Raw genomic sequence first — 15,985 nt, 5'->3', positions numbered from 1 at the left:
TCAGCCCCGGGCGGACAGCCGGCCGGCGGTGAAGTCGCGCTCCGCGTTGAACATGATGCGCATGTTGGTCAGGACGAGGTCTTCGAGCGTTCCGCCGATCAGGGGGATCGACACCTTGCACGAACTGCGCACCCGGAACGAGCATCCGGTCCCGGTGTCGGACAGTTCGTAGTCGCCGCGCAGCCGTCCGGGTGCCCGGGGCATGGTGGCCTCGAAAGTGCCAGTGGCCCAGTGCTTTTCGGCGTCGTACGCAGCGAAGTGCTGTCGGCGGGTGATGACCATGTCGACGGGGATCACCTTGCGCGCGATCTGGGGCAGATCGGCGCGGGGCAGCACCTGGCGCAGCGCGACGTCCGCGCCGCCGCCCGCTGCGCGGAACTCAGTCAGTTCGGTGCCGGGATCGAGGCGGCGGTAGAACCCGGCCAGCGACCGCCAGTAGTCCTCGGATACGAAGAGGGCGTGGATCTGCGCGGCCGGGGCGGCGAAGGCGAGCGTGTGCTCCATCCGCCGCGTCACGAATCGATCCACATGGTGGTGAAGCGCTGCTCGGCGATGATCAGCTCGACCAGGCCGTTGCCGATGAAGTTCTCGATCTTGCCGCCGACGAGGGGGACCCGCACCTCGACCGTCACCTTGAGCTGAAGCCGGGCGCCACCGTCGTCGCGCGGGGTGAGCACCGCGGATCCGGTGAGCCCGACCGGGGCGCCGGGGATCGAGCCGGTGACCGTCGCGGTCGCCCGGCCGTCGTCGATCCCGCTCCAGACCTCCTCGCGCTTGATCTCCAGGTCCCCACGATGGAACTGGGTGACCACCGCGGGCAACCGATCGGCGCGCAGCACCTGCGTGGTGGTGATGTCGATACCGCCGCCCGGACCGCGCGTCAGCGTGTCGAGAGTGGCGGTGTCGGCGCCCGAATCGGAGAGCCGGGCCAGCCAGTAGGCCTTGTCGCCGAAGGCCGCATGCACCTGTTCGACAGAACCGTCGTACTCGGCGGCCAAGTCGAATGAGCGAGGCATAGAAGGCCAGGTTACCGTTACGGGCCGTGGGTACCGGCGGGCAGGAGCGAAGCGACCGGGGGATGGGTACCGGCGGGCAGGAGCGAAGCGACCGGGGGATAGGTACCGGCGGGCAGGAGTTCGCGGGCGCGGCGATCGAGCACGACGTCCCGCTCGCGCCGCTGACGACGCTGCGGGTCGGCCCGGTTGCCGCGACACTGGTCACGGCCACCAGCACCGAACAGCTCGTCGCCGCCCTGCGCGCCCCGGCCACCCGCAATGCGCTCGTCCTGGCGGGCGGATCCAACGTATTGCTCTCCGACGACCTCACCGATCTGACCGTTATCCGCGTCCTCAACACCGAGATCAGCGTCCACGACGGCCTTGTGCGCGCCGAGGCGGGCGCCTCGTGGGACGACGTCGTGGTGACCGCGCAGGCGCACGGACTCGGCGGGCTCGAATGCCTGTCCGGCATCCCGGGTTCGGCGGGTGCGACGCCGGTGCAGAACGTGGGCGCCTACGGGGCCGAGGTCGCCGACACCATCCGTCGGGTCCGGTTGTTCGACCGCCGCACCGGCGCCGACGAATGGGTGGGCCCGGAGCACCTCGGCTTCGGTTACCGCACCAGCGTGCTCAAACGGTCGTCGCACGCCGTCGTGCTCGAGGTGGAGTTCGCGCTGGACACCGAGGGTCGCAGCGCCCCGATGCGCTACGGCGAACTGGCCCGCGCGCTGGACGCAGCACCCGGATCCCGCGTCGACCCGGTCCGGGTGCGGGAGGCGGTGCTGGCGCTGCGGGCCGGTAAGGGCATGGTGCTCGACGACAACGACCGCGACACCTGGAGCGTCGGCTCGTTCTTCACCAATCCGGTTGTCCCCGAAGCGGAATTCGAGCGCATCCAGCGCACGTCGGACGGTCCGGTGCCCAGCTTCGACGCACCCGGCGGGGTCAAGCTGGCCGCAGGCTGGCTGGTCGAACACGCCGGCTTCGGCAAAGGCTTCCCGGGAGACGGCGCCCCAGCGCGACTGTCCACCAAACACGCACTGGCGCTGACCAACCGCGGCGGCGCGACGTCGGCCGACGTCCTCGACCTCGCCAGGACGGTCCGTGCCGGTGTGCGGGACGTCTTCGGCGTCGATCTGGTGCCGGAGCCGGTGCTGATCGGCTGTGCGCTCTGACCGACGTCACACCTGCGCTGACGTTGATCGACGTGCGGTCTGGGTATGTTGGACCAACGTGAGTGCCGCCGACAAGCTACCGCCGATCAACCGGCGACGTGCCCTGACCGCACTGGCGGTCGGACTGGTCGCGCCCGGCGCACTGGCCGCCTGTAGCAAGGTGACCACCGGCGGCGGGGCGATCAACGCCTCTACCGCCCCCGCATCCGCGTCACTGGCGTTCGAACCCGCGACCTCGGCCACCGATGTGGCGCCGAGGGCGCCGGTCAGCGTGAAGGTCACCGGCGGCCGGTTCGAGCGCGTTGCGCTGACGAACACCGGCGGCAAGGTCGTCGCGGGCTCGCTCAACGAGGACAAAACCACCTTCACCACCTCCGAACCGCTGGGCTACGGCGCCACCTACACCTGGTCGGGATCGGCCGTCGGGGAGGACGGCAAGGCCGTGCCGGTGCTGGGCGAATTCCGTACTCTCGACCCTGCCACGCAGGTCAGCGGGCGATTCCAGCTCGCCGACGGACAGACCGTCGGCGTCGCCGCGCCGGTCATCCTGCAGTTCGACGCGGCCATCGACGACGCCGACCGGGCCACCGTCGAACGGGCGCTGTCGGTGACCACCACCCCCGAGACCGAAGGCAGCTGGGCTTGGCTGCCCGACGAGGCGGGCGGTTCGCGGGTGCACTGGCGCAGCAGGGAGTACTTCGAACCTGGAACCACGGTGCGGGTCGACGCCAAGCTCTACGGCGTGAAATTCGGGGAGGACGCCTACGGCGCCGCCGACTCGTCGCTGGACTTCACGATCGGGCGGCGACAGGTCGTCAAGGCCGAGGCGTCCAGCCACCGCATCCAGGTCATCGACCAGGCCGGTGCGGTGATCATGGACTTCCCGTGCAGTTACGGCGAGGGCGACCTGGACCGCAACGTCACCCGCAGCGGCATCCACGTGGTCACCGAGAAGTACGAGGACTTCTACATGACCAATCCGGCCGCCGGCTACGCCAACGTGCGCGAACGTTTCGCGGTGCGGATCTCCAACAACGGCGAGTTCATCCACGCCAACCCGGCCAGCTCGGGCGCGCAGGGCAACAGCAACGTCACCAACGGCTGCATCAACCTGTCACTGTCCGACGCAGAGCAGTACTTCAACACCGCGGTGTACGGCGATCCCGTCGAGGTGACGGGCACCCGTATCGACCTGTCCTACGCCGACGGCGACATCTGGGACTGGGCGGTGTCGTGGGACGAGTGGAAATCCATGTCCGCGCTGTCGGACAAGGCTTCGCCGGCGGGAATACCGGATACCGCCCCGGCGACGCCGAGCGGCGCACCGCAACCGGCCGGCGGCCGCCCGGGCGGGTGACCTGCCTACTGGCCGTCGGTGCTGAAGAGGTACCAGCCGCCGTCGCCCGGACCGCAGAACCAGTACGGGTAGGCCCGGTCGAAGTTCGGATCGTTCCAGACGAGGGGCGCGTCCGACTGGCACTGGGCCTCGGTGGCCCAGAACCAGGGCGTCCCGTCGGTGTCGACCTCCAGGTAATCGGTGGCATGTGCCGTTCCCGCTGCGCCCATCAAGCCCGCAAACGCCAGTCCAGCGGCCGCGATCGCCTTCTTCATGTCATCCCACCGTCCATCGAATTGTTTTGTCGGATGGACGATAACGTCCCGCGGCCGGTTGATTCACGCGAACGTAAAACGAAGATTCTCAAACGTTGCGATTGAAGCGGGAGCCGCTGGCGCCGCTGACCTGGTCGCGCGGCCGGACCACGATCAGGTCCAGATCGACATGCGGCGGGCGGCTGGCCACGAAGCCGATGACGTCGGCGATGTCTTCGGCCACCAGCGGTGTGACGCCGCGGTAGACGGCGTCGGCGCGTTCTTCGTCGCCCTCGAAGCGGTTCAGGGAGAAGTTGGTCTTGACCATGCCCGGCGCCACCTCGGTCAGCCGCACCGGTTGACCGAGCAACTCGCTGCGCAGCGTGCGGTGCAGGACACCCTGGGCGTGTTTGGCCGACGTGTAACCGCCGCCGTTGTCGTAGATCTCGACCGCCGCGATCGACGTCACCGTGACGATCAACCCGTCCCCCGAGGCGATGAGCTTGGGCAGCAGCGCGCGCGTGACCCGCAGCGTGCCGAGCACATTGGCCTCCCACATCCACCGCCAGTGCTCGATGTCAGCCTCGGCCACCGGCGCCAAACCGCGGGCCCCGCCGGCGTTGTTGACCAGGACGTCGACCCGGTCCAGGGCGTCGGCCAGCGCGGCGACATCCCCGGCTGATGTGACGTCCACCACGATCGGGGTGCCGCCCAGCTCGGCGGCCACCGCTTCGACGCGATCTTTCCGCCGAGCCGCGCACACCACGTGGAAGCCCTGTGCGGCAAGGGTTCTGGCGGTTGCCTCACCGATTCCGGAGCTCGCACCGGTGACCACTGCGACGCGCTGACCAGGCTGTGGAGTCGTCATCTGCCCAACTCTAGCCAGCGTGCTAAATTCGCTCTGTGTTCCGGAACGGTCAGGCCTTCGACGCGCAGCACTGTTGTCGCTGTTGTCGTCGCGCATCGCGCCGCGCCTGACCCAGCCGAGGGAGCCGTCCCAGTCCCGTTGAGTCGCAGGTGTGGCCGAGTGCAGAAGGCCACCTCACCCGCCACTTCCGACAGGACACTCCCGTGCCATCAACCCTCGCTTCACTTCCCGTTCGTACCGGTCCGACCGCCCCCACCGTTCTGCGCCGCGTCCCGTCGGTCACCCGGGTCTCCGCGCCATCTCTGAAGGTCGCCGACGCCGCCGCCGCCTCGGTGTTCGCCGCCGCGCGGCTGCGCGGACCGATCGCCCGAGACGCCGTCGCCCGCCTCACCGGGCTGAGTATCGCCACCGTGAACCGTCAGGTCAGCGCGTTGCTGGACGCCGGTCTCCTGCGCGAACGTGCCGATCTGGCCGTCTCGGGCGCCATCGGCCGGCCCCGCGTGCCGGTCGAGGTCAACCACGAGCCGTTCCTGACCCTGGGGATCCACATCGGCGCCAAGACCACCAGCATCGTCGCGACGGATCTGTTCGGGCGCACCCTCGACGTGGTCGAGACGCCGACGCCGCGCGGCCCGCAGAACGCGGCGCTGGCCACGCTGTCTGCCAGTGCCGCCCGGTATCTGAGCCGGTGGCACCGGCGCCGTCCCCTGTGGGCTGGCGTGGCCGCCGGCGGTGTCGTCGACAGCAGCACCGGCCACCTCGACCATCCACGGCTGGGCTGGTCGCAGGCGCCGGTCGGTCCGGTGCTCGCCGACGCGCTCAACCTGCCCGTTTCGGTGGCGTCGCACGTCGACGCGATGGCCGGCGCCGAACTCCTGCTCGGTGCGCAGCGCCCGGCCGGCGGTCCGGCGGGCAACCCATCGGCGACCAGTCTGTACGTGTACGCCCGTGAGACCGTGGGCTTCGCCCTGTCGATCGGTGGACGGGTGCACTCGCCGGCCAGCGGCCCCGGCACCATCGCCGCGCTGCCCGCGCACTCCGAATTGCTCGGCGGCTCAGGGCAATTGGAGTCCACCGTGAGCGACGAGGCGGTGCTCACCGCGGCGCGCCGACAGCGCATCGTGCCCGCCGAGGGGCCGGCATCGACGCTGGCCGCAGTGCTGCGCGCGGCGCGACAGGGCGACGATGCCGCCCGCGCGCTGCTGGCCGAACGGGCGCGGGTGCTCGGCGAGGCCGTCGCGCTGCTGCGCGACATGCTCAACCCCGACGACCTCGTGGTCGGCGGACAGGCGTTCACCGAGTACCCCGAGGCGATGCCCGCGGTCGAAACCGCTTTCGCCGCCCGATCGGTGCTGCCGGCCCGCGACCTCCGGCTGACCACGTTCGGCAATCGGGTCCAGGAGGCCGGCGCCGGCGTGGTGTCGCTCAGCGGCCTGTTCGCCGATCCGATCGCGGCGATGCGCCGTGCACTGCCCCGCCGTCAGGGGGCGGCCGCAGCGGGGGTGTAGACATGACTGTGTGCGTCCTGCAACGGATCCGCCCGGTCGGCCGCCCCAGCGCGTAGCCGTGTTGTCGGTGCACACGTCACCGCTCGCCCAGCCGGGTACCGGTGATGCCGGCGGAATGAACGTCTACGTGCTGCAGACCGCACTGCACCTGGCGCGCCGCGGCGTCGAGGTCGAGATCTTCACGCGCGCCACCTCCTCGGCCGATCCGCCCGTGGTCAGGGTGGCCCCTGGGGTCTTGGTGCGCAACGTCGTCGCCGGACCGTTCGAGGGCCTCGACAAATACGATCTGCCCACCCAGTTGTGCGCGTTCACCGCTGGAGTGCTGCGGGCCGAGGCCACCCACGAACCCGGCTACTACGACATCGTGCACTCCCACTACTGGCTGTCCGGACAGGTCGGCTGGCTGGCCCGCGACCGCTGGGCGGTGCCGCTGGTGCACACCGCCCATACTCTCGCTGCGGTGAAGAACGCCGCGCTGGCCGAGGGCGACGCACCCGAACCGCCGCTGCGTGCGGTCGGGGAGCAGCAGGTCGTCGACGAGGCGGACCGGTTGATCGTCAACACCGAACTCGAGGCCCAGCAACTCGTCGAACTGCACCGCGCCGACCGCTCCCGCATCGACGTCGTCCATCCCGGCGTCGACCTCGACACCTTCACCCCCGGCGACCGGCGCGCCGCGCGGGCCGCCCTCGGACTGCCGCTCGACGGACCCGTCGTGACGTTCGTGGGCCGCATCCAGCCGCTGAAGGCGCCGGACGTCCTGCTCCGGGCGGCGGCGAAACTGCCCGGAGTGCGGGTGGTGATCGCCGGCGGCCCCTCGGGCAGCGGACTGGCCGCACCGCAGGCCCTGATCGCCCTGGCCGACGAACTGGGTATCGCCGACCGCGTGACGTTCCTGCCGCCGCAGCCCCGCGAGCAACTGGTGCAGGTGTACCGGGCCGCCGACCTCGTCGCCGTCCCGAGCTACTCGGAGTCGTTCGGCCTCGTCGCGGTCGAGGCGCAGGCCTGCGGCACGCCCGTGGTGGCCGCCGCGGTGGGCGGTCTGCCGGTGGCCGTGCGTGACGGCGTCACCGGCGCGCTCGTCGCCGGCCACGACGTCGGCGACTGGGCGCACACCGTCGACCAGATGCTGCAAGGCGGCCCGGCTGCCATGGGCCGCGCCGCGGTCGAGCACGCCGCCACCTTCTCCTGGGCGCACACCGTCGACGCGTTGCTGGCCGGCTATGGCCGCGCCATCGACGACTACCGGGACCGGCATCCCCGGGAGGATCAGGCGCCCGCGCGCCGGACCGGTCGCAGGTTCACCCGGCGCCGCGGAGTGCGCGCATGAGCCAGGACGGCGCCGCGGACTGGGTCGCCGGACGCTCCGACACGACCGTCCAGCAGACGATCGTCGACACCCTCACCGAACACGAGCTCGAGTACGCCTTCCACGAGGGCACCCATGGCGGGTTGCCGGGCATCGTCGTCGCGCTGCCGGGGGAGCGGCGGCTCAAGACCAACACGATCCTCTCGATCGGCGAGCACTCGGTGCGTATCGAGGCGTTCGTCTGCCGCCAACCCGACGAGAACCACGAGGGCGTCTACCGCTTCCTGCTCAAACGCAACCGCCGGCTCTACGGCGTGGCCTACACCCTCGACAACGTCGGCGACATCTACCTGGTGGGCCGGATGGCACTGCACTCGGTGACCCCGGACGAGGTCGACCGGGTCCTCGGGCAGGTGCTCGAAGCCGTCGACACGGACTTCAACACCCTGCTCGAACTCGGCTTCCGCACGTCCATCCAGAAGGAATGGGAGTGGCGGGTGTCGCGGGGCGAGTCGCTGAAGAACCTGCGGGCGTTCCGCCACCTGATCGACGACGACTGACGGCCCGGGTACGACCACGCCTGCCGTGAGAAGATTCAGCCATGGGAGATTCCACGCTGATCCTGCTTCGTCACGGCGAAAGTGATTGGAACGCGAAGAACCTGTTCACCGGGTGGGTCGACGTCGACCTCACCGACAAGGGCCGGGCGGAGGCGGCGCGCGCCGGGGAGTTGATGGCCGAACTCGACCGGCTGCCCGACGTCCTCTACACCTCGCTGCTGCGCCGGGCCATCACCACCGCGAACATCGCCCTGGACAAGGCCGACCGGCACTGGATCCCGGTGCACCGTGACTGGCGGCTCAACGAGCGGCACTACGGCGCGCTACAGGGCCTGAACAAAGCCGAGACCAAAGAGAAGTACGGCGAAGAGCAGTTCATGGCGTGGCGGCGCAGCTACGACACCCCGCCGCCGCCCATCGAGGCCGGCAGCGAGTTCAGCCAGGACACCGATCCCCGCTACGCCGACATCGGCGGCGGTCCGCTGACCGAGTGCCTGGCCGACGTGGTCGCCCGGTTCGTGCCCTACTTCGAAGAGTCGATCGTGCCGGACCTGCGCGCGGGTAAGACGGTGCTGATCGCCGCGCACGGCAACTCGCTGCGGGCGCTGGTGAAGTACCTCGACGGAATGTCCGACGAGGACGTGGTCGGGCTGAACATCCCTACCGGCATCCCGCTGCGCTACGACCTCGACTCCGATCTCAAGCCGAAGGTCGTCGGCGGCACCTACCTCGACCCCGAGGCCGCGCAGGCCGGTGCGGCTGCGGTCGCCTCTCAGGGCGCCAAGTGAACCGCGGCGTGCGGCGGCCCTGAGCAAACGCCCGGTGAACGGCGGCAGAACACCTGCATTTCGCAGTGTGACTTGTCGCGGTTTGGCCGCACGCTGCTGGGATGACGTTCATCCTCTGCGTACGATTTTCGCGTGAGTGTGGGATCCGCGCTGCTGTTGACGGCAGGCGTGGCACTACTCACGCTGGCTATCGGCGTGGGTGTCGGGGTGGTGCTCACCCCGCGCGTGCTGGAGCGACGCCGGCGCCGAGCCGTCGACCAGGCCGGGATCACCGTCTCGCAGATGCTGGCGCACATCCTGTCCGCGTCGCCGGTCGGCATCGCGGTGGTCGACGGCTTTCGTGACGTGGTCTACAGCAACCAGCGGGCCGTCGAGCTCGGCCTGGTGAAAGACCGGCTGCTCGACGAGCGCGCCTGGGCGGCCGCCGAACGGACCCTGGCCACGGGGCAGGGCGTCTCGGTCGACCTGTCGCCGCGCAAGCTGTCGCGGCCGGGCCGCTCGGGGATCTCGGTGCGCGGAACGGTGCGTCTGCTCACCGAAGAGGACCGCCGCTTCGCCGTCGTCTACGTCGACGACCAGTCCGAACACGCCCGGATGGAAGCCACCCGCCGCGACTTCGTGGCCAACGTCAGCCACGAACTCAAGACGCCCGTCGGGGCCATGGGGCTGCTGGCCGAAGCGCTGCAGGCTTCCGCCGACGAGCCCGACACGGTGCGCCACTTCGCCGACAAGATGGTCGCCGAATCGCGGCGGCTCGCGGACATGGTCGGCGAGCTGATCGAGCTGTCCCGACTCCAGGGTGCCGAACGGCTGCCCGATCTCGAGGCCGTCGAGGTCGACTCCGTCGTCAACGAGGCACTCACCCGGCACAAGGTCGCCGCCGACAACGCCGACATCGCGATCACCACCGACGCCCCGACCGGCTTCCGCGTCTACGGCGACGAATCGCTGTTGGTGACCGCTCTGGCCAACCTCATCTCCAACGCCATCGCGTATTCCCCGAAGGGCACCCCGGTCTCGGTGAGCCGCCGCCGCAGGGGCGACAACATCGAGATCTCGGTGACCGACCGCGGCATCGGCATCGAAAAGGCCGACCAGGAGCGGGTGTTCGAACGGTTCTTCCGCGTGGACAAGGCACGGTCGCGGGCCACCGGCGGAACCGGTCTGGGGCTGGCGATCGTCAAACACGTCGCCGCCAACCACAACGGATCCATCCGACTGTGGAGTCAGCCGGGCACCGGTTCCACGTTCACCCTGTCCATCCCGGCCTACCCCGATGACGAGCCGGCTCCCGACGTTTCCAGTGATATCGCCGACCGAGAGGACCAACGAGACCAATGACCAGTGTGTTGATCGTGGAGGACGAGGAGTCCTTGGCTGATCCCCTGGCCTTTCTGCTGCGGAAGGAGGGGTTCGAGGCCACCGTCGTCGGCGACGGCCCGTCCGCCCTGGCCGAATTCGAACGTTCCGGCGCCGACATCGTGCTGCTGGACCTGATGCTGCCCGGCATGAGCGGCACCGACGTGTGCAAGCAGCTGCGGGCTCGCTCGAGTGTCCCGGTGATCATGGTGACCGCGCGGGACAGCGAGATCGACAAGGTGGTCGGTTTGGAACTCGGCGCCGACGACTACGTCACCAAACCGTACTCGGCGCGTGAACTCATCGCCCGGATCCGCGCGGTGCTACGGCGGGGTGCGGAGGCCGAGGACGCCGGTCTCGCCGACGGGGTGCTCGAGGCCGGTCCGGTCCGGATGGACGTCGAACGCCACGTCGTCAGCGTGAACGGACAACCAATCACGTTGCCGCTCAAGGAGTTCGACCTGCTCGAATACCTGATGCGCAACAGCGGCCGGGTGCTCACCCGCGGTCAGCTGATCGACCGGGTGTGGGGTGCGGACTACGTCGGCGACACCAAGACCCTCGACGTCCACGTCAAGCGGCTGCGTTCCAAGATCGAAGCCGACCCTGCCAACCCGGTGCACCTGGTGACCGTCCGGGGCCTCGGCTACAAACTCGAGGGCTGAGTTCAGCCCGTGACGCCGTCCAGGATCTCGAACACCTGAAAGGTGTTGACCCCGGCCAACACCGACGGATCCCGGTTGCCGATCTCGAGGACCTCCGCGCGGTCGGGAGCCCGCAGCACGCCCAGACCCCACACCCCCTCCGGATCGGCGACCGGACCGTAGACCACCACCCGGCCGGCGGCGAGCAGCTCGCGCCAGTAGTCCTGGTGGCCGGCCATGGCCTGCTGTTCGTCGGCCGTCATGGTCTGGGCGAAGTCGGCGCGCGGCGGGATGAGCTGGAACAGGAACAGGCCGCTGCCCGGCGGTGTCGAACTCACTGTGCGGCTCGCGTCGCCGGATGCACTGCGATCAGCCCAAGGCCGTTGCGCCGCTTGCACATCGCGGCCAGCTCGGCGTAGGCCTTCTCGCCCAGGATCTCGGTGAGTTCCGGACCGTACGACTCGTAGACCTGACGGGCGCCGACGTGCGCCGCCGGATCTCCGGTGCAGTACCAGTGCAGATCGGCGCCGCCCTCACCCCAGCCGCGGCGGTCGTACTCCGTGATCCAGGTCTTGAGGATCTCCGACCCGTCGGGCCGCTCCACCCACTCCTGGCTGCGCCGGATCGGCAGCTGCCAGCACACGTCGGGCTTCATGGTCAGCGGCTCCACACCCAGGGCCAGTGCCTTGGTGTGCAGCGCGCAACCGATGCCGCCGGGAAAACCGGGACGATTGAGGAAGATGCAGGCGCCTTTGTACTTTCGCGTACGCAGGTTGGGCTTGTCGTCGTACTCGTCCATCTCGAGGTAGCCCTTTTTGCCCAGCCCTTTGTCCCGGAACTGCCAGTCCTCGGCGGTCAGGTGCGTGACCGCGTCGTCGAGCCGCGCCCGGTCGTCGTCGTCGGACAGGAACGCGCCGTGCGAACAGCAGCCGTCGTCGGGGCGGTTCTCCACGGTGCCCCGGCACGCCGGGGTGCCGAAAACGCAGGTCCACCGCGACAACAGCCATGTCAGGTCCGCCGCGATCAGGTGCGCGGGATCATCAGGGTCGTAGAACTCGACCCATTCGCGGGCGAAGTCCAGTTCGACCTCGCCGGGATGGCAGTCGGTCACGATCGTCAACGCTACTACCACCTTCCAGGGGCTGCCCCGTATAGACAAGGGTGTCGGCGCGAGGACCGCAGGTGGGGACGGTCTAGGTTGGATACGTGCGATTGGGCGTCTTGGACGTGGGCAGCAACACGGTTCACCTGCTGGTGGTGGACGCGCGCCGTGGTGGCCACCCCACGCCGATGAGTTCGACCAAGGCCCCGTTGCGGTTGGCCGAGGCGATCGACGGTTCGGGCAAGCTGACCCGCAAAGGCGCCGACCGGCTGGTCGACACCGTCGACGAGTTCGCCAAGATCGCGGCGAGCTCCGGATGTGCGGAGCTGATGGCCTTCGCGACGTCGGCGGTCCGCGACGCGACCAACTCCGAGGATGTCCTCGCCCGGGTACTCGCCGAGACCGGGGTGCAGCTGCAGGTGCTCAGCGGGGTCGACGAGTCCCGGCTGACCTTCCTGGCGGTGCGCCGCTGGTACGGCTGGAGCGCGGGCCGGATCATCAACATCGACATCGGCGGCGGCTCGCTGGAGCTGTCCAACGGAGTCGACGAGGTGCCGGAGGTCGCGCTGTCGCTGCCGCTGGGCGCGGGCCGGCTCACCCGGGAATGGCTGTCGGACGATCCGCCGGGCCGCCGGCGGGTGGCGATGCTGCGGGACTGGCTGGCCACCGAGCTGGCCGATGCCGGCGCCGAGGTGCTCAAGGCGGGCAGCCCGGATCTGACGGTCGCCAGCTCGAAGACGTTCCGCAGCCTGGCCCGGCTCACCGGCGCGGCCCCGTCCGCGGCCGGTCCACGGGTGAAACGGACGCTGACGGCAGCCGGGCTGCGGCAGGTCATAGCCTTCATCTCTAGGATGACCGCGGCTGATCGAGCGGAATTGGAAGGGGTGAGTGCCGACCGGGCGCCACAGATCGTGGCGGGAGCCCTGGTGGCTGAGGCGAGTATGAAAGCGCTCTCGATCGAGTCCGTCGACATCTGCCCCTGGGCGCTCAGAGAGGGATTGATCTTGCGGAAACTCGACAGCGAGGCCGACGGCACCGCGTTCGTCGGCGGTGCCGACAATCTGGCCGCGATGGAGCTCCCGGTGCGAGATGCTGGACGAGAGACGCTCAGGCCCAGAGGCGGCAACACACGATGACAGGACCAGACAACAGCAACACCCGGCCGATCTCGGTCGCTGAATTGCTGGCCAAGAACGGCACGATCGGCGCACCCCCCGCGGGCGGGCGGCGGCGACGGCGCCGGGGTAACGCCGATGCGGTCACCGTGGCCGAACTGACCGGCGAGATCCCCATCATCACCGACCGCACGGGTTCGATCCCGGTGGTGACGCCCGAGCCCGAGACGCCCGAACCAGAGCCGGAACCGCCCGTCGAGGAGGTCGCACCGGCCGAACCCGAGGCGCCCGAGGTTCCGCCGGAGGAGCCCGACGAGGCCGAGGTCCCCGAAGAGGCGGTCGCGGAATCCCCCGCAGAGGAGCCGGCGGAAGAGCCTGCCGCAGAAGAGCCTGCAGCGGTCACCGAGGACGCTGACGTCGTCGAGGACGCCGAAGACATCGACGAGGCCGAAGACATCGACGAGGCCGAAGACCTCGAAGACGCCGAGGACCTCGAAGACACGATCGTCGAGGACGCCGCCGAAGCCGATTACGCGGCACATCTGAAGGCCCGCGAGGCCATGGACGAGCCGGTCGACTTCAAACCCCAGCGCCGTCGCCCGTGGTCGTTCGGCTCGCGCTCCTCGGCCCCGGTCGGCGCCGAGGAGATGAGCCCCGATCCGGTCGTCGAGATCGACGAGGACGAGGACCTGCTCGACAACGGTGATCTCCTCGAGCCGCCGATCGCCCTGGACGAGCCGGCGCTGCACGAGGTCGATGACGACTTCGATGCCGACCTCAGAGAGGACCTGGAAGACGATCTCGTCGACGAGGACCTCGCCGACGATCTCGACGACGAAGACCTCGATGCCGACCGCAAAGCCGGCGACAAGGCACCGTCCTTCTTCGGCTCCACGGCCGGCGCGCTGTTCGGCGGCCAGTCGACCGCCGACGACACGGCGCCCCGGGCTGACGACACCGAGGCCGAGCCCGAGGCCGAGCGCACGGGCCGGATGGCGGGGTTCCTGCGCGGAGCGTGGGTGGTCGGGCAGTGCATCCTCGCGGTCGCGTTCGGCGCCGGCCTTTTCATCGCGTTCGACCAACTCTGGAAGTGGAACAACATCGTGGCGCTCGTGCTGTCGGTGCTGGTGATCCTCGGCCTCGTGGTGGGCGTGCGCGTCGTGCGCAAGACCGAGGACATCGGTAGCACGCTGATCGCCGTCGCCGTCGGTGCGCTGGTCACCCTGGGGCCACTGGCGTTGTTGCAGTCGGGCTAGCAGCCAGGTGCGCCCCGCGATCAAGGTCGGTCTGTCCACGGCCTCGGTCTATCCGCTGAGGACCGAGGCTGCTTTCGAGTACGCCGCGCGCCTGGGCTACGACGGTGTCGAGCTGATGGTGTGGGCCGAAGCGGTCAGCCAGGACGTGGAGGCCGTGGCGGAGATGTCGGCCAGATACGGCGTACCGGTGCTGTCCGTGCACGCGCCCTGCCTGCTGATCTCCCAGCGGGTGTGGGGGGCCAACCCGATCACCAAACTGGACCGCAGCGTGCGCGCCGCCGAACAACTGGGCGCCCAGACCGTCGTCGTGCACCCGCCGTTCCGGTGGCAGCGCCGCTACGCCGAGGGCTTCGCCGAACAGGTCGCCGAACTCGAGGCGGGCAGCGAGGTGATGGTCGCCGTGGAGAACATGTTCCCGTTCCGCGCGGACCGCTTCTTCGGCGCCGGCCAGACCTCGATCGAGCGGATGCGCAAACGCGGCGGCCGGCCCGGTCCGGGGATCTCGGCGTTCGCGCCGTCCTTTGATCCGCTGGACGGCAAACACGCCCACTACACGCTGGACCTGTCGCACACCGCGACGGCCGGGACCGACGCCATCGACATGGCCCGTCGGATGGGCGAGGGGCTCGTGCATCTGCATCTGGCCGACGGCAGCGGTGCGTCGACCGACGAACACCTGGTCCCGGGCCGCGGCACCCAGCCGACCGTCGAGATCTGCGAGATGCTCGCGGCCGGTGACTTCGGTGGTCACGTCATCCTGGAGGTGACGACGTCGGGGGCACGCACCGCGACCGAACGCGAGACGCTGCTGCGCGAGTCGTTGGAGTTCGCCCGCACCCACCTGCTGCGCTGAGGGGACGGAGAACCCGTGTCTGAATCAAATGTGGCTGCATCCACGCTGTTTTCCGATGCCATGAACCTGAGCGCGCTCGGGGACGGCCGCTACGCCGGCGAGCTCAACGAACACTGGACGATCGGCCCGAAGGTGCACGGCGGCACCATGCTGGCGCTGTGCGCGAAGGCGGCCCGCACCGAGTCCGGTGGCGACGGCACGACGGGCCCGGAACCGATCGCGGTGTCCGGCAATTTCCTGTGGGCGCCCGATCCGGGCGCCATGGAGGTCGTGACCACGGTCCGCAAACGCGGCCGCCGGGTGTCGCTGGTCGACGTGGAGCTCAACCAGGGAGACAGGACTGCCGTGCGGGTGGCGGTCACCCTCGCCGAGCCCGAACACGACGGCACGCCGCTGCTGTCGGTCAATCCGGTAGTGCCCTTGATGACGCCGGACCCGCCGCCGGGGCTGGAGCCGATCGGACCCGGTCACTCGATGGCCGACATCGTCCACCTCGCGCACGGCTGCGACATCCGTCCCTCGCTGACGACCATGCAGCCGCGCTCCGACGGCGGGCCGCCGGTGATCGAGTACTGGGTGCGGCCTCGTGAGGGCGCACCCGACGTCCTGTTCGCGCTGCTGTGCGGCGACGTGTCGGCACCCGTCACGTACGGCGTCGGTCGGTACGGGTGGGCGCCCACCGTGCAGCTGACCGCCTACCTCCGTGCCCGGCCCGCCGACGGCTGGCTGCGGGTCATCTGCACCACCACCCAGATCGGTCAGGAATGGTTCGACGAGGACCACGTCGTCGTCGACTGCTCCGGCCGCATCATCGTGCAGACGCGGCAGCTGGCCATGGTGCCCGCACCGGCCTGATCCGC

The 15,985-nt window shown here is 69.7% G+C and carries 18 protein-coding genes; 12 read left to right on the top strand and 6 right to left on the bottom strand.

Annotation, left to right across the window (positions count from 1 at the left end):
* Both A5757_RS07290 and A5757_RS07285 read right to left on the bottom strand, forming a co-directional pair.
* Window positions 1–516: a DUF2505 domain-containing protein gene (locus A5757_RS07290; protein WP_231983909.1), complete on the bottom strand. Its 516-nt coding sequence runs from the start codon at window positions 514–516 to the stop codon at window positions 1–3.
* Window positions 513–1,016: a DUF2505 domain-containing protein gene (locus tag A5757_RS07285; RefSeq protein WP_066830798.1), complete on the bottom strand. Its 504-nt coding sequence runs from the start codon at window positions 1,014–1,016 to the stop codon at window positions 513–515. The genes A5757_RS07290 and A5757_RS07285 overlap by 4 nt, the downstream gene beginning before the upstream one ends.
* 62 nt (window positions 1,017–1,078) lie before the next feature.
* On the opposite strand from A5757_RS07285, the gene A5757_RS07280 reads away from it, so the two are divergent.
* Window positions 1,079–2,173, top strand: a complete 1,095-nt coding sequence (locus A5757_RS07280) for a UDP-N-acetylmuramate dehydrogenase (protein ID WP_066830796.1) — start codon at window positions 1,079–1,081, stop codon at window positions 2,171–2,173.
* Window positions 2,174–2,231: 58 nt separating this feature from the next.
* On the top strand, window positions 2,232–3,530 hold the full coding sequence (locus A5757_RS07275) for an Ig-like domain-containing protein (protein WP_066830794.1): 1,299 nt from the start codon (window positions 2,232–2,234) through the stop codon (window positions 3,528–3,530).
* A gap of 5 nt (window positions 3,531–3,535) precedes the next feature.
* On the opposite strand, the gene A5757_RS07270 is transcribed toward A5757_RS07275, so the two are convergent.
* Entirely contained in the window at window positions 3,536–3,784 is a 249-nt protein-coding gene (locus A5757_RS07270) for a hypothetical protein (RefSeq protein ID WP_066830792.1), read from the bottom strand.
* Between the two features lie 88 nt (window positions 3,785–3,872).
* Window positions 3,873–4,631 carry an SDR family oxidoreductase gene (locus tag A5757_RS07265; RefSeq protein ID WP_066830790.1) on the bottom strand — a complete coding sequence of 253 codons (759 nt, stop codon included), beginning with the start codon at window positions 4,629–4,631 and terminating at the stop codon, window positions 3,873–3,875.
* A 260-nt stretch (window positions 4,632–4,891) separates the two neighbouring features.
* On the opposite strand from A5757_RS07265, the gene A5757_RS07260 reads away from it, so the two are divergent.
* The 6 genes from A5757_RS07260 to regX all read left to right on the top strand — a co-directional run bounded on the left by A5757_RS07260 (window position 4,892) and on the right by regX (window position 10,820).
* Entirely contained in the window at window positions 4,892–6,139 is a 1,248-nt protein-coding gene (locus A5757_RS07260; protein ID WP_197497288.1) for an ROK family protein, read from the top strand.
* Entirely contained in the window at window positions 6,075–7,469 is a 1,395-nt protein-coding gene (gene mshA, locus A5757_RS07255) for a D-inositol-3-phosphate glycosyltransferase (protein ID WP_369815920.1), read from the top strand. The genes A5757_RS07260 and mshA overlap by 65 nt, the downstream gene beginning before the upstream one ends.
* Window positions 7,466–8,008: a YbjN domain-containing protein gene (locus A5757_RS07250; RefSeq protein WP_066830783.1), complete on the top strand. Its 543-nt coding sequence runs from the start codon at window positions 7,466–7,468 to the stop codon at window positions 8,006–8,008. Before mshA ends, A5757_RS07250 begins: the two co-directional genes overlap by 4 nt.
* 41 nt (window positions 8,009–8,049) lie before the next feature.
* A complete protein-coding gene (locus tag A5757_RS07245) occupies window positions 8,050–8,796 on the top strand; it encodes a phosphoglyceromutase (protein ID WP_066830780.1) in 747 nt (248 codons plus the stop codon).
* Window positions 8,797–8,928: 132 nt separating this feature from the next.
* Window positions 8,929–10,137: a cell wall metabolism sensor histidine kinase WalK gene (locus A5757_RS07240; RefSeq protein ID WP_066830778.1), complete on the top strand. Its 1,209-nt coding sequence runs from the start codon at window positions 8,929–8,931 to the stop codon at window positions 10,135–10,137.
* On the top strand, window positions 10,134–10,820 hold the full coding sequence (regX, locus tag A5757_RS07235; protein ID WP_066830776.1) for a two-component sensory transduction protein RegX: 687 nt from the start codon (window positions 10,134–10,136) through the stop codon (window positions 10,818–10,820). The genes A5757_RS07240 and regX overlap by 4 nt, the downstream gene beginning before the upstream one ends.
* 2 nt (window positions 10,821–10,822) lie before the next feature.
* On the opposite strand, the gene A5757_RS07230 is transcribed toward regX, so the two are convergent.
* Both A5757_RS07230 and A5757_RS07225 read right to left on the bottom strand, forming a co-directional pair.
* The gene (locus A5757_RS07230) at window positions 10,823–11,110 is read right to left on the bottom strand and encodes a YciI family protein (protein WP_066830875.1); all 288 of its coding nucleotides are present in this window, start codon (window positions 11,108–11,110) and stop codon (window positions 10,823–10,825) included.
* A gap of 23 nt (window positions 11,111–11,133) precedes the next feature.
* On the bottom strand, window positions 11,134–11,910 hold the full coding sequence (locus tag A5757_RS07225; RefSeq protein WP_066830873.1) for a hypothetical protein: 777 nt from the start codon (window positions 11,908–11,910) through the stop codon (window positions 11,134–11,136).
* Window positions 11,911–12,005: 95 nt separating this feature from the next.
* On the opposite strand from A5757_RS07225, the gene A5757_RS07220 reads away from it, so the two are divergent.
* Genes A5757_RS07220 through A5757_RS07205 form a run of 4 tightly spaced genes read left to right on the top strand, consistent with a single transcriptional unit; the run spans window position 12,006 to window position 15,980 of the window.
* Window positions 12,006–13,037 (top strand): Ppx/GppA phosphatase family protein, encoded by a 1,032-nt coding sequence (locus A5757_RS07220; RefSeq protein ID WP_066830775.1) that lies wholly within the window; start codon window positions 12,006–12,008, stop codon window positions 13,035–13,037.
* The gene (locus tag A5757_RS07215) at window positions 13,034–14,272 is read left to right on the top strand and encodes a hypothetical protein (protein WP_066830773.1); all 1,239 of its coding nucleotides are present in this window, start codon (window positions 13,034–13,036) and stop codon (window positions 14,270–14,272) included. The genes A5757_RS07220 and A5757_RS07215 overlap by 4 nt, the downstream gene beginning before the upstream one ends.
* A 7-nt stretch (window positions 14,273–14,279) precedes the next feature.
* Window positions 14,280–15,125, top strand: a complete 846-nt coding sequence (locus tag A5757_RS07210; protein ID WP_066830771.1) for a sugar phosphate isomerase/epimerase — start codon at window positions 14,280–14,282, stop codon at window positions 15,123–15,125.
* 30 nt (window positions 15,126–15,155) lie between these two features.
* Window positions 15,156–15,980 carry a thioesterase family protein gene (locus tag A5757_RS07205; protein ID WP_066830768.1) on the top strand — a complete coding sequence of 275 codons (825 nt, stop codon included), beginning with the start codon at window positions 15,156–15,158 and terminating at the stop codon, window positions 15,978–15,980.
* The last annotated feature ends 5 nt before the right edge of the window (window positions 15,981–15,985 follow it).

This window comes from Mycobacterium sp. 852013-51886_SCH5428379 (genome assembly GCF_001665575.1).
Lineage (GTDB): Bacteria > Actinomycetota > Actinomycetes > Mycobacteriales > Mycobacteriaceae > Mycobacterium.
Note: the sequence above shows the minus strand (reverse complement) of the source record. Positions and strands in the feature narration are given on the sequence as shown.